Annotated in this window: 13 protein-coding genes and 1 pseudogene; 11 read left to right on the top strand and 3 right to left on the bottom strand. The window is 76.1% G+C overall.

The annotated features are described in order from the left end of the window. The first annotated feature begins 89 nt into the window (after window positions 1-89). The 6 genes and pseudogenes from GA0070603_RS28950 (at window position 90) to GA0070603_RS28970 (ending at window position 5,059) form a co-directional block, all read left to right on the top strand. Window positions 90-479, top strand: coding sequence for a MerR family transcriptional regulator (locus tag GA0070603_RS28950; RefSeq protein ID WP_091320471.1), 390 nt, complete (start codon window positions 90-92; stop codon window positions 477-479). After that, the gene (locus tag GA0070603_RS28955) at window positions 476-1,480 is read left to right on the top strand and encodes an aldo/keto reductase (protein WP_091320474.1); all 1,005 of its coding nucleotides are present in this window, start codon (window positions 476-478) and stop codon (window positions 1,478-1,480) included. The genes GA0070603_RS28950 and GA0070603_RS28955 overlap by 4 nt, the downstream gene beginning before the upstream one ends. A 212-nt stretch (window positions 1,481-1,692) precedes the next feature. After that, a pseudogene (locus tag GA0070603_RS32245) lies at window positions 1,693-2,334 on the top strand (phosphoribosyl-AMP cyclohydrolase); the annotation flags it as partial. A gap of 189 nt (window positions 2,335-2,523) precedes the next feature. Then, complete coding sequence (gene hisI / locus GA0070603_RS32250) at window positions 2,524-2,958, top strand: phosphoribosyl-AMP cyclohydrolase (RefSeq protein ID WP_091322412.1); 435 nt, start codon at window positions 2,524-2,526, stop codon at window positions 2,956-2,958. After that, window positions 2,955-4,508 carry an anthranilate synthase component I gene (locus GA0070603_RS28965; protein ID WP_091320479.1) on the top strand — a complete coding sequence of 518 codons (1,554 nt, stop codon included), beginning with the start codon at window positions 2,955-2,957 and terminating at the stop codon, window positions 4,506-4,508. The genes hisI and GA0070603_RS28965 overlap by 4 nt, the downstream gene beginning before the upstream one ends. Then, window positions 4,505-5,059, top strand: coding sequence for a Trp biosynthesis-associated membrane protein (locus GA0070603_RS28970; RefSeq protein ID WP_091320483.1), 555 nt, complete (start codon window positions 4,505-4,507; stop codon window positions 5,057-5,059). Before GA0070603_RS28965 ends, GA0070603_RS28970 begins: the two co-directional genes overlap by 4 nt. Window positions 5,060-5,118: 59 nt before the next feature. Here GA0070603_RS28970 and GA0070603_RS28975 read toward each other — a convergent pair whose 3' ends face one another. Then, complete coding sequence (locus GA0070603_RS28975; RefSeq protein ID WP_091322413.1) at window positions 5,119-5,403, bottom strand: hypothetical protein; 285 nt, start codon at window positions 5,401-5,403, stop codon at window positions 5,119-5,121. Window positions 5,404-5,892: 489 nt separating this feature from the next. Here GA0070603_RS28975 and trpC point away from each other — a divergent pair, with 489 nt between their 5' ends. From trpC to trpA, 3 genes are read left to right on the top strand one after another with little or no spacing between them, the layout of a single operon-like run. Beyond that, window positions 5,893-6,696 carry an indole-3-glycerol phosphate synthase TrpC gene (gene trpC, locus GA0070603_RS28980; RefSeq protein ID WP_208863091.1) on the top strand — a complete coding sequence of 268 codons (804 nt, stop codon included), beginning with the start codon at window positions 5,893-5,895 and terminating at the stop codon, window positions 6,694-6,696. Between the two features lie 41 nt (window positions 6,697-6,737). Next, window positions 6,738-7,970: a tryptophan synthase subunit beta gene (gene trpB, locus GA0070603_RS28985; RefSeq protein WP_091320494.1), complete on the top strand. Its 1,233-nt coding sequence runs from the start codon at window positions 6,738-6,740 to the stop codon at window positions 7,968-7,970. A 4-nt stretch (window positions 7,971-7,974) separates the two neighbouring features. Beyond that, entirely contained in the window at window positions 7,975-8,778 is an 804-nt protein-coding gene (trpA, locus tag GA0070603_RS28990; protein ID WP_091320501.1) for a tryptophan synthase subunit alpha, read from the top strand. A 94-nt stretch (window positions 8,779-8,872) separates the two neighbouring features. Here trpA and GA0070603_RS28995 read toward each other — a convergent pair whose 3' ends face one another. Beyond that, window positions 8,873-9,400, bottom strand: coding sequence for an NUDIX hydrolase (locus GA0070603_RS28995; RefSeq protein ID WP_091320503.1), 528 nt, complete (start codon window positions 9,398-9,400; stop codon window positions 8,873-8,875). 103 nt (window positions 9,401-9,503) lie between these two features. Between GA0070603_RS28995 and lgt the strand changes: the two genes are divergently transcribed. After that, complete coding sequence (lgt, locus tag GA0070603_RS29000) at window positions 9,504-10,724, top strand: prolipoprotein diacylglyceryl transferase (RefSeq protein WP_091320508.1); 1,221 nt, start codon at window positions 9,504-9,506, stop codon at window positions 10,722-10,724. Between the two features lie 11 nt (window positions 10,725-10,735). Next, the gene (locus GA0070603_RS29005; protein WP_091320512.1) at window positions 10,736-11,923 is read left to right on the top strand and encodes an FAD-dependent oxidoreductase; all 1,188 of its coding nucleotides are present in this window, start codon (window positions 10,736-10,738) and stop codon (window positions 11,921-11,923) included. Between the two features lie 101 nt (window positions 11,924-12,024). On the opposite strand, the gene GA0070603_RS29010 is transcribed toward GA0070603_RS29005, so the two are convergent. Beyond that, the gene (locus tag GA0070603_RS29010; protein ID WP_091320515.1) at window positions 12,025-12,870 is read right to left on the bottom strand and encodes a GNAT family N-acetyltransferase; all 846 of its coding nucleotides are present in this window, start codon (window positions 12,868-12,870) and stop codon (window positions 12,025-12,027) included. Window positions 12,871-12,877: the final 7 nt, after the last annotated feature.

The raw sequence follows: 12,877 nt of genomic DNA on the forward strand, positions 1-12,877 counted from the left end.
TCATCAACTGTTGAACTCAACGCTAGATGAGTTACCGGCCCGCGCGCAAGGTTGACTTCGAGTGCCCTCGAACTGGAAGCCTTGGAGGCGTGGACATCAGCACGCGGGAGATGAGCCTCACCGTCGGTGAGGCGGCGGAACGGGTCGGCCTCACCACCTACACACTTCGCTGGTACGAGCAGGAGGGGCTGGTGGCACCGGTCGGCCGGGACTCCGGCGGCCGGCGGCGCTACACCGAGTCCGACGTCAACTGGCTGTTCCTGCTCACCCGGCTGCGCCGCACCGGCATGCCGGTGCGGGACATGCGGCGCTACGCCGAACTGGCCCGGCAGGGGGACCGCACGCTCGGCGCCCGGCGGGCGCTGTTCGAGGCGCACCGGACCCGGGTGCTGGCCCGGATGGCCGAGTTGGAGGAGGACCTCAAGGTCCTCGACCACAAGATCGACGCGTACCGGCGGGCCGAGGAGGAACTGTCATGATCACGCGACGGGTGGGCGCGACCGGTCCGGAGGTCTCGGCGATCGGGCTCGGCTGCATGGGCATGAGCTTCGCCTACGGCGCCGCCGACGACGCCGAGTCGACCCGGACCCTGCACCGGGCCCTCGACCTCGGGGTCAACCATCTCGACACCGCCGACATGTACGGCTTCGGGGCGAACGAGCGGCTGCTCGGCCCGGTGGTCCGGCAGCGCCGGGACGAGGTCTTCCTGGCCACCAAGTTCGGCAACCGCACCAGCGGCGACACCTTCGGCGGCACCGGCAGCCCGGGTGCCTACGTGGACAGCAGCGCCGCCTGGGCCAGGCAGGCCTGCGACGCCTCGCTGCAGCGGCTCGGCATCGACACCATCGACCTGTACTACCTGCACCGGCGAGACCCGGGCACCCCCATCGAGGAGACCGTCGGCGCGCTGGCCGAGCTGGTCCAGGCCGGCAAGGTCCGGCTCATCGGCCTCTCCGAGGTCAGCCCGGCGACCCTGCGGGCGGCGCACGCGGTCCACCCGGTCTCGGCGGTCCAGATGGAGTACTCCCTGTTCACCCGGGACGTCGAGGACGAGATGCTGGCCACCTGCCGGGAGCTGGGGGTGTCCCTCGTGGCGTACTCGCCGGTCGGGCGCGGGCTGCTCACCGGGGCGATCACCAGCCGCGAGCAGCTCGCCGACGACGACTGGCGGCGGACCGTGCCGCGCTTCGCCGACGGCAACCTCGACGCCAACGTGCGGCTGGTCGAGGCGGTCCGCGAGGTGGCCGCCGAGATCGGCTGCACCCCGGCCCAGGCCGCGCTGGCCTGGCTGCTCGCCCAGGGCGAGGACATCCTGCCGATCCCCGGCACCCGGCGGGTCCGCTACCTGACCGAGAACGCGGCGGCGGCCGACCTGCGGCTGACCCCGGAACAGCAGGCCCGGCTCCGCGCCGCGGTGCCCGCCGGGTCCGTCGCCGGGGAAAGGTATACCGCGGCAGGAATGCGAACGGTCGGTCACTAGCCCCTCGCATCGGACACGGCGTCCGGCATCGGTCATTGCGCCGAAGATCGGGCGTCCGGCACCATGGCGCGGTGGGTCCCGCTTCGTTGTCCGAGACCGGCGGCTCCAGGTCGCAGCGCGGCGCCGGACGCGGCGAGCCGGAGTTGCCGGGATTCCTCGACGACTGGGCCGCCCGCCTCCGGCAGGCCGCCGACCGTCCCGTCGTGGGGATCATGCTGCGGGGCAGCCATGCCCGGCGGGCCGCCACCGAGCACAGCGACGTCGACGTGGACGTGCTGGTCGCCGACGACGAGCGACCCGCCGCCCCGGTTTCCGGTGCGGCGGGTCCGGCCCGCCCCGGCACCCCGTACGCGGCCCGCCGGGCGTACCTCGCCGAGTTCGACGGCCGGCTCGTGCACGTCTCCGTGGCCGCCCGCGACGTCCGCTCCTGGGTGCGCCGGCTCGGCCAGCCCGCCGACTGGGCGTTCGGGCTGCCGGTCACCGCGCCCGCCCGGCTGCTCTGGGCGGCGCCGGAGTGGCGGCGCCGCATCGACCTGCCGGTGCTCTGCCAGCCCGCCGACGAGCCCCGCCTCGAGGAGCTGATCGCCACCCTCGGCAAGGTGGCCGGCGCCCGCTGGGCCGGCGACCCGGTCGGGGTCCGGCTCGCCGCCGCCGACCTGGCCCGCCTCTGCCCGTCGGTGCTGCGGCTGGCCAACCCGTCCGTTCGGGTGGCGTCCCGCCGGGCCGCCCTGGCCGCCGCGCTGGACCTGCCGGTCGCCCCGCCCGGCTACCGCGACGACATGCTGCGCTGCCTCGGGCTGCGCCCCGGCGACACCGCCGAGGTCGGGGCCGCCGCCGGCCGGCTGGTGACCGGGATCGTCCCGCTCGTCCGCCCGTACGCCGGGGAGATCGCCGCGGTCGGCGGCGCCGACCTGGCCGAGGCCCTGGTGGACGGCCGGCTGGACCGCTACCTCGGCCAGCTGACCCGGGCCCTGGACCACCCCGCGCCCGCCTCCCGGGACACGTCGGCGGTGCCCGTGCCCCGTGCGGGAGAATGGTCAACCGTGCCCGCCTCTGACGCGCCGGTGACCGGCGCCCCCGCCAGCTCCGGCGGCGCCGCGGCCCCCGGCCCGGCCCGCCCCTCCCGGCTCGACCCGGCCATCGCGGCTCGGCTCCGCCGCACCCCCGACGGCCTGGTGGCCGCCGTGGTCCGCGCGCACGACTCCGGCGAGGTGCTCATGGTCGCCTGGATGGACGACGAGGCCCTGCACCGCACCCTGACCACCGGCCGGGCCACCTACTGGTCCCGCAGCCGCCAGGAGTACTGGGTCAAGGGCGCCACCTCCGGCCACCACCAGCACGTCCGCTCCGTCGCGCTGGACTGCGACGGCGACGCGCTGCTGGTCAGCGTCGACCAGGTCGGGGCCGCGTGCCACACCGGGCACCGCACCTGCTTCTTCACCGAACTGCCGGTCAGCTCCCCGGAGGCGACGTCATGACCGACGGCACGGTCAACCCGGACCAGGGCACCTTCGCCGACCTGGCGGCCCGCTGGCGGGTCGTGCCGGTGACCCGGCGGCTGCTCGCCGACGCGGAGACCCCGGTGGGCGTCTACCGCAAGCTCGCCGGTGGCCCCGGCACGTTCCTGCTGGAATCCGCCGAGCAGGGCGTCGGCTCGGCCGGGATGGCGTGGTCGCGCTACTCCTTCATCGGGGTGCGCAGCAGCGCCACGCTGACCGAGCGGGACGGCGCGGCGGTCTGGGCCGGCGAGCCGCCCGTCGGAGTGCCGACCGCCGGCGACCCGGTGACCGCGCTCCGGGAGACCGTCGCCGCGCTGGCCGGCCCGGCCTGGGACCCGGCCAGTGGCATGCCGCCGCTCACCGGGGGCATGGTCGGCTACCTCGGCTACGACCTGGTCCGCCGCTTCGAGCGGCTGCCCGAGCTGACCGAGGACGAGCTCGACGTGCCCGAGCTGGGCATGATGCTCGCCACCGACCTCGTGGTGCTCGACCACTACGACGGTTCGGCCATCCTGGTCGCCAACGCGGTGCTGCCCCCGCTCGACGCGCCCGACCGGGACGCCCTGGTGGCGGCCGCGTACCACCACGCGGTGGGCCGGCTGGACGCCATGACCACGGCGCTGTCCCGACCGATTCCGCCCATGATCTCGACGGTCGCCCGGCCCGGCGTGGGCGAGGTGCTCAGCCGGACGCCGGAGGGCGGCTACCCGAAGGCCGTGGAGGCGGCCAAGGAGGCCATCCGGGCCGGCGAGTGCTTCCAGATCGTGCTCAGCCAGCGCTTCGAGCGCCAGACGCACGCCGACCCGCTCGACGTCTACCGGGTGCTGCGCACCACCAACCCCAGCCCGTACATGTACCTGCTGCGCTTCGACGGCTTCGATATCGTCGGCTCGTCGCCGGAGGCGCACCTCAAGGTCAGCACCACGGCGGAGGGGCGGCGCCGCGCGCTGCTGCACCCGATCGCCGGCACCCGGCCGCGCGGCGGCTCCCCGGCGGCGGACGCCCGGCTCGCCGCCGAGCTGCTGGCCGACCCGAAGGAGCGCGCCGAGCACGTCATGCTCGTCGACCTGGGCCGCAACGACCTGGGGCGGGTCTGCCGGCCGGGCACGGTGGAGGTGCCGGAGTTCGCCACCATCGAGCGGTACAGCCACGTCATGCACATCGTCTCCACGGTCGTGGGCGAGCTGCGCGCGGACCGCACGGCCTTCGACGCGCTCGCCGCGACCTTCCCGGCCGGCACCCTCTCCGGCGCGCCGAAGGTGCGGGCCATGGAGATCATCGAGGAGCTGGAGCCGGTCCGGCGCGGCGTCTACGGCGGCACCGTCGGCTACTTCGGCTTCGGCGGCGACCTGGACATGGCGATCGCCATCCGCACCGCGTTGATCCGCGAGGGTCGCGCCTACGTGCAGGCCGGCGCCGGGGTGGTGGCCGATTCCGATCCCGCCGCCGAGGACCAGGAGACCCGGAACAAGGCCGCCGCGGTGCTCGCCGCGATCGCCGCCGCCGAGACGTTGCGGCCGGCGCGATGAGCGCGTCGACAGGCGCGCCCGCCGCCCGGGGCCGGCGCGAGCTGACGTACGCGGTGCTGCTCTGCCTGGCCGGCGCGGGCCTGGCGTTCTGGGCGGTGACCCGGACCTGGTCGGTCGAGCTGACCGCCCGCGGCTCGCTGCCGCCCACCCGGCACGCCCGCACCGGCACGGACCTGCTGCCCTGGGTGTCGGCGCTGGCCCTGGTCGGGCTGGCCGGCGGCGGCGCGGTGCTGGCCACCCGGGGGCGGGTACGCCGGCTGCTGGGCGGCCTGCTCGCCCTGCTCGGCCTGGGCGTGGCGGCCGGCGGCGGCTACGGCCTCACCGAGGCCGGGGTGGGCCGGCAGTGGCCGGCGCTGGTGCTGCTGGGTGGGCTGGTCCTGGCGGCCGGCGGGCTGTTCACCGCGCTGCGCGGGGGCGGCTGGCCGGCGATGGGCGCCCGCTACGAGCGGCGGCCGGCCGAGCCGGCCGGCGCGGACGGGCCGGCGGTCGAGCGCGGCACCCGGGACGCCTGGGAGGCGCTCGACCGGGGCGAGGACCCGACCGTGCGCTGATCGGCGGGTCAGCGCACCGCCTGGGCGTCGGGAGTTCCCGGGTCGCGGCGCTCCCGGGGTCAGCGCACCGGCTGGGCGTCTCGCGCGTCGCGGCGCTCCCGGACCGCGGCCCCGGCCGCGGCGCGGGCGGCGGCCAGCTCGGCCACCAGGCGGTCCAGTTCCCGGCGCTGCGCGGCCCGGGCCCGGTCGGCGCACACGGCCTCCCAGGCGTTGCCCCGGGCGGTGCGCGTCCGCCCGTCGCCGGCCATGGCTTCGAGGGTGTGCACGACGCCGACGGCGAGCGCCGCGACGTTCCGGGAGATGGTGGTGAATCCGAGGGTCTGGTTCGGACCGTTGGCGCTCATGGTCACCCCGCACGAGATCGTTGGCGACGGTCGGCAGCCGCCTCATCGAGTCTGCCCGAGGAGGATGCTGCCGGGCTCACGTTTCGCGTCCGTGAAACGCAGGTCAACTCTGCGGCAGCCGGTCCGACCTGGGCAGGGCCGTTCGTCCTTGAGCTTGCTCACAGCATCGACGGCTGTCGCTGACCTGCGGGAGACGGACCGCCATGGTGAGATGGGTCATGGGCGGCGGTCGATGTGGCGGCCGGGGGCGCGGGACGCGCCCGGGTGACGCCGGTCGATGGGCGCGGTGGCGCTGCGTGACACCGCGTTCACCGGAAGTCGGTCATCATGCCACAGCCCATTTCGTGAGGAGCGCCATACCCCCGGCACTTGTCGCCAGGTGGCGCCCCCTAGCATCGGCCCATGACACCCGGAGAGGGGAGTCCGTTGGTGACTGCTGAGCATGCGCACGCGGAGGGGGACGAGGCCGGATCGGCGGCGTCCGCAAGCGTGCTCGACGAGATCCTGGCCGGCGTGCGCGAGGACGTGGCCCGGCGACAGGAGCAGGTTCCGCTGGAGCGGATCCGCGAGCTGGCCGCCGCCGCGCCGCCGCCGCTGGACGCGTACGCGGCGCTGCGCCGGCCCGGCGTGGCCGTGATCGCCGAGGTGAAGCGCTCGTCGCCGTCCAAGGGGCGGCTGGCCGAGATCGCCGACCCCGCCGACCTGGCCAGCGACTACGCGGCCGGCGGCGCCCGGGCGATCAGCGTGCTCACCGAGGGCCGCTGGTTCGGCGGGTCGCTGGACGACCTGGCCGCGGTCCGCGCCGCGGTGAACGTGCCGGTGCTGCGCAAGGACTTCGTGGTCTCCAGCTACCAGGTGCACGAGGCCCGCGCGCACGGCGCCGACCTGGTGCTGCTGATCGTCGCCGCGCTGGAGCAGAACGTGCTCGTCGGGCTGCTGGAGCGGATCGAGTCGCTGGGCATGTGCGCCCTCGTCGAGGTGCACACCGAGGAGGAGGCCGACCGGGCCATGGAGGCCGGCGCGCAGGTGATCGGGGTCAACGCCCGTGACCTGCGTACCCTGGAGGTCGACCGCTCGGTGTTCGAGCGGATCGCGCCCGGCCTGCCCAGCAGCGTCGTCAAGATCGCCGAGTCCGGCGTGCGCGGCCCGCACGACCTGATCCGCTACGCCTCAGCCGGCGCCGACGCGGTCCTGGTCGGCGAGGGCCTGGTCACCCAGAAGAGCCCCCGCGAGGCGGTCGCCGAGCTGGTCAACGCCGGCAACCACCCGGCCACGCCCCGCCCGGTGCGCTGACCCGCGCCGGGTCCCCGAAACGCAGCGAGAGGACTCCCGCGATGAGCACTGACGCCGCGGCCCCGGCCGAACGGCTCCCCGACGCCGCCGGTCACTTCGGCCGGTTCGGCGGCCGGTTCGTCCCCGAGGCCCTCGTCGCCGCGCTCGACGAGCTGGACGCGGCGTACCGGAAGGCGATGACCGACGAGAGCTTCCTCGCCGAGTTCGACGCCCTGCTGCGCGACTACGCCGGCACCCCGTCGCTGCTCTACGAGGCCCGCCGGCTCTCCGCCGAGATCGGGGCCCGGGTCCTGCTGAAGCGGGAGGACCTCAACCACACCGGCGCGCACAAGGTGCGCAACGTGCTCGGCCAGGCGCTGCTCACGAAGCGGATGGGCAAGCAGCGGGTGATCGCGGAGACCGGCGCCGGCCAGCACGGCGTGGCCACCGCCACGGCCGCCGCCCTGTTCGACCTCGAGTGCGTGGTCTACATGGGTGAGGTGGACACCGAGCGGCAGGCGCTCAACGTGGCCCGGATGCGGATGCTCGGCGCCACGGTCGTTCCGGTCACCACCGGCTCGCGGACCCTCAAGGACGCGATGAACGAGGCGATGCGGGACTGGGTCGCCAACGTCGACACCACCCACTACCTGATCGGCACCGCCGCCGGCCCGCACCCGTTCCCCGAGATGGTCCGGGACTTCGTGCGCGGCATCGGCGTGGAGGCCCGCCAGCAGTGCCTCGACCTCACCGGCGCGCTGCCGGACGCCGTCGCGGCCTGCGTGGGCGGCGGCTCCAACGCGCTCGGCATCTTCCACGCCTTCGTGCCCGACACCGGCGTGCGGCTCTACGGCTTCGAGGCCGGCGGCGAGGGCGTGGCGACCGGCCGGCACGCGGCAAGCATCACCGGCGGCTCGGCGGGCGTCCTGCACGGCACCCGGACGTACGTGCTGCAGAACGAGGACGGCCAGACGATCGAGTCCCACTCGATCTCGGCCGGCCTGGACTACCCGGGCGTCGGGCCGGAGCACGCCTGGCTGCACGACAGCGGCCGGGCCACCTACCTGCCCGTCGACGACGACGAGGCGATGGCCGCCTTCGAGCTGCTCTGCCGCACCGAGGGCATCATCCCGGCGATCGAGAGCTCGCACGCGCTCGCCGGGGCCCGCCGGATCGCCCCGCAGCTCGCCGCCGAGCTGGGCCGGGAGCCGGTCATCGTGGTCAACCTCTCCGGCCGGGGCGACAAGGACGTGCACACCGCCGGTGCCTACTTCGGCATCCTCGACAAGGAGTGAGAGCGTGAGCCGGATCGGGGTCGCCTTCGACAAGGCCCGGGCCGACGGGCGGGCGGTGCTGGTGGGCTGCATGCCGGCCGGCTTCCCGACCGTCGAGGGCAGCATCGCCGCCATGACCGCCATGGTCGAGGCGGGTGTCGACGTCATCGAGGTGGAGATCCCCTACTCCGACCCGGTGATGGACGGGCCGGTCATCCAGAAGGCCAGCGACATCGCCCTGGCCGGCGGCGTACGCACCGCGGACACGCTGCGCGTCATCGAGGCGGTCGCCGCGACCGGCGCGCCGGTGGTCACCATGACCTACTGGAACCCGATCGAGCAGTACGGCGTCGACGCGTTCGCCCGCGACCTGGCCGCGGCCGGGGGCACCGGCCTGATCACGCCGGACCTCATCCCCGAGGAGGCCGGCGAGTGGCTGGCCGCGTCCGAGGCGCACGGCCTGGACCGGACGTTCCTGGTCTCCCCGTCCTCCACCGACGCCCGGCTGGCGATGACCGCCGGGCACTGCCGCGGCTTCGTCTACGCCACCGCCATCATGGGCGTCACCGGCGCCCGCTCGCAGACGTCCGAGGCCGCCCCGGTGCTGGTGTCCCGGCTGCGCGAGGTGACCGACCTGCCGGTCGGCGTCGGGCTGGGCGTGGGCACCGGCGCCCAGGCCGCCACGGTGGCCGGTTACGCCGATGCGGTGATCGTGGGCAGCGCGCTGGTCCGCTGCGTGCTCGACGCGCCCGACCAGGCCGCCGGCCTCGCCGCCCTGCGCACCCTCAGCGCCGAACTCGCCGAAGGCGTCCGCAACCCGGCCCGCTGACGGCGGCCCTCGTCGTCCGTGTCGTCAGGCCGACCGGGCTGAGCGCCTCGGCCCGCATGCCGACCACGATCCGCTCAGGGCCGACGGGCCCGTGTCACCGCAGGGTGCCCAGCCCGCCTCCGGCGCGCTGTCCGGGCGGGGCCGCCGCGCCGGCCGGCCCGTCGTCGCCGCCAGGCGTCGTCTCGCGCAGGACGCCGGAGCGGCCGGCGAGGGCGTCGGCGACGGCGGCGCGGGTGGTCGGGGTGAGCGCCTCGGGCAGCGTGCCCGGGGGGTGCCAGTCGAGCTGGCAGCCGCCCGCCGGGGCGCCGGCCGGCGCGTCGGCGGCCACCCGGGCCCGGAACACGTGCACCAGCACGTCCGGCAGGGCGCCGCAGCGGCCGGCCGGGGGCGGGGGAGCGGCCGGGTCGCCGAGCCGGTAGAGGCCGACCAGGTCGACGAGGTCCACCTCCCAGCCGGTCTCGGCGCGGATCTCCCGGCGCGCTGCGGCGGCCGGGCTCTCGTCGCGGCGCAGCCGCCCGCCGGGCAACGCCCAGCGCCGGCCGCCGCCGGACTGCCGGCAGAGCAGCACCCGGCCGGACCGGTCGGTGACGACCGCGGCGACCGCCCAGGTGAGCGCGCTCATGGACAAAGAGCCTACGACCGCGCAAACCAGAAGTCAGCCGACCCGCGAACCCGGCCGGACCGGGGTGCCGCGAGCACCGTCCGTCCCGGTACCGTGTGCACCCGTGACCCTCGCCCCGATGACCCCACTGGCGGCCCTGCCCAGCCCCAGCACCGCCGTCTGGCAGCTCGGACCGGTTCCGATCCGGGCGTACGCGCTCTGCATCATCGTCGGCATCGTGGTGGCCTGCGTGGTCACCGAGTACCGGCTGCGTCGCCGCGGCGTCGCTCCGGGCGCCGTGCTCGACATCGCCGTCTGGGCGGTGCCCGCGGGCATCATCGGCGCCCGGATCTACCACGTGATCACGTCGCCGGAGAAATACTTCGGCGCCGACGGCCAGCCGCTCAAGGCGTTCGCCATCTGGGAGGGCGGCCTCGGCATCTGGGGCGCGGTGGCCGGTGGCGCGGTCGGCGCCTGGTTCGCCGCCCGGCAGCTCGGCATCCCGTTCGCCGTGGTGGCCGACGCGCTGGCGCCGGGGCTGCCACTGGCCCAGGCGGTCGGCCGGTTCGGCAACTGGTTCAACAACGAGCTGTTCGGCGGGCGCACCAGCCTGCCCTGGGGTCTGCAGGTCCACGTCATGGACCCGGACAACCCGGGGCACGCGCTGCGCGACGACGCCGGCAAGCCCGTCCTCGAACCGGGGCTCTACCACCCGACGTTCCTCTACGAGGCGCTCTGGAACGTCGGCGTCGCCGCGTTGGTCCTGGTCCTCGACCGGAAGCTGCGGCTGGGCCGCGGGCGGGCCTTCGCGCTCTACGTCATGGGCTACACGGCGGGCCGGTTCTGGATCGAGCTTATGCGCACCGACGAGGCCAACCACATCCTCGGCGTGCGGCTCAACGTGTGGACCGCCGCGCTGGTCTTCCTCGGCGCGCTCGTCTACTTCCTGCGGGTGCGCGGGCCGCGCGAGTACCTGATCCCGGTGGGCGAGCCGGGCCCGCCGGTCCCGCCCGCCGGCGGCGACGTGTCGCAGGTCGACCTCTCCGCGCGGGAGGCCGGCGCGCGGCCGGTGGCGCCGGAGGGCTACCGGGTGGTGACCGAGGAGCAGTTCCGCGCGTACCGGGAGACCGGCGCGGTCCCCGCCGAGGAGCCGGCGGCGGCCGACGAGGCCGACCGGGACGAGGCTGACCGGGACGAGGCCGACCAGGCCGGGGCCGAGGAGGCCGCCGCCGGGGCGGACGCCGCGGAGCGCGAGCCGGCGGACGAGGCGCGACCCGACCCGGACCGGGCGGACGAGGACCGGGCCGGCGCCGGTGGCGCCCGCCCCGCCGACCGGGACAGCTGAGCGGGGGAGTCATGCGGAGCGCGGTGGTGGTCGGCGCCGGCCTCGGCGGGCTGGCGACGGCCGGCGCGCTGGCCCGGTCGGGCTGGCGGGTCACCCTCCTCGAACGGGCCGACCGGGTCCGTCCCGAGACGACCGCCGTGGTGCTCTGGCCCAACGGGGTACGCGCGCTGCGCGCCCTCGGCCTCGGCGCCGGGCTGGACGCGATCGCCACCCCGCTGCCCGACGGCGGTGTCCGCCGCCCCGACGGGCACTGGCTGGTGCAGCCCCGGCCCACCCCGGCGGAGCGGATGCCGGTGGTGGTGCACCGGGAGGACCTGCACGACGCGCTGATCGCCGGGCTCGGTGACCAGGTGGAGCTGCGCACCGGCGTCACCGTGCGGACCGTGCGGGCGGCGCCCGGCGAGCGTCCCGCGGTCGGCGACGGCCGGCACACCGTCGAGGCGGATCTGGTGGTCGCGGCCGACGGCACGGACAGCGAGATCCGCCGGCAGCTCGCCCCGGAGACCGCGGTGGTGAGCTCCGGCTGCGCCGCCTGGCGGGCCGTCATCCCCTGGTACCGGGCCCCGCAGCTCCCCGACGACCAGCCGGTGCACGGCGAGACGCTGGGCGCGGGCTACCGCTTCGTGGCCGCCTCGCTCGGCGACCGGGGCACGGCGGGCGCCTCCCGACGCGGCGGCATCTACTGGGTGGCCACCGCGGCCGGGGCGCCCCGGCCCGAGCCGCCGGAGACCCAGCTCGCCCTGCTCAAGCGCTGGTACGCGGGCTGGCCCGCGCCGATCGCCACGCTGCTCGACGCCACCGACCCGGCCGACGTGGTGCAGCAGGAGATCCGCGAGCTGCGCCCGCTGCCCCGGTCGTACGGCTTCCCGGCCGGTCCGGGCGGGGTGGTGCTGCTCGGCGACGCCGCGCACGCCATGCCGCCGCACCTCGGGCAGGGCGCCTGCCTCGCCTTCGAGGACGCGGCCACCCTGTCGGCGCTGCTGCGGGAGTCCCGCCTCCCCGACGCGGTGACCGCCTACGACCGGCTGCGGCGGCCGCGCGCGGCGACGATGGTGCGGCAGACCCGGCGGATGTCGGCAGTCCTCCAGACCCGGGGCCGGCTGGCGTTGCGCGCCCGCGACGCCGCCCTGGGCACGATCAGCCCGCGACTGCGCAACACGGCGGCGACCGCGGCCGCCGCCTGGCAACCGCCGGCCTGACCGGGCTTACCGGCCTGACCGCGCCCGCCGGCCCTGACCGCGCCCGCCGGCCCTGACCGCGCCCGCCGGCCGCGGCCTGTCGGGCGGGGCGAGCGAGGGTGTCAGCCGATCACGGCGGTGGGTTCGGCGATGCAGGCGGTCCCGACGCGGCGGAAGCCGACCCGCAGGTAGACGCGGGCGATCTCCTCGCTGCCGGCGGACAGGAAGATCAGGTCGGTGCCGGCGGCGCACAGCCGGTGGGCGAGGGTGGCGGTCACCGCCGCGCCGAGGCCGCGCCGGCGCGCGGCCGGCAGGGTGGCCACCCCGGCGATCTCCGCCACGTCGTCGACCCGCATGGCCATGCCGCTGGCCAGCGCCCCCTCGTCGGGGGTCTCGGCGAGCACCGAGATGCGCCGGCCGTCGGCGATGCGGACCGCCTCCTCGTCCAGCGCGGCCACGTCCAGCCGGGAGATCGCGGCGTCCCGCTCGGCCGGGCCGGCGTCGCCGCGTGCCGTGCCGCCGTGCGAGAAGCCGACCGCCGCGACGGCGCGGCGCAGCGCCACGTCGGCGGCGAAGCCGGGGTCGGCGGGGTCGAGGACCCGCACCGGTACGTCGCTGAGTGTCGCCGGGTCGGGCAGGCGCTCCGGCTCCAGCACCATGAGCGGCGCCTCCAGAACGCTCAGCCCGGCCGAGCGGGCCACCGCCAGCAGGTCGGGGGTGACCTCGTGCACCCACTCGAACGCCTCCGGCAGGCCCAGTTCCCGCTGCCGGGCCCGGACGGCTGTCACGTCGGCCAGCGAGGGCGCCTCGGTGGCGTCCAGCCGGGGGCGGGCGTAGAACGGCCACCCGGCACCGTCCCGGACGAACAGCACGAGGGAACCGTGTTCCTCCGCCCGGGCCCCGTCCCGGGGCACCGCGTCGTAGAAACGCTCCAACCGGTCGAGCGCGTCAGTGCGTACGACATCCACCGCGCGA

Origin of the sequence: Micromonospora chersina (assembly GCF_900091475.1) — a bacterium.
Taxonomy (GTDB): Bacteria; Actinomycetota; Actinomycetes; order Mycobacteriales; family Micromonosporaceae; genus Micromonospora; species Micromonospora chersina.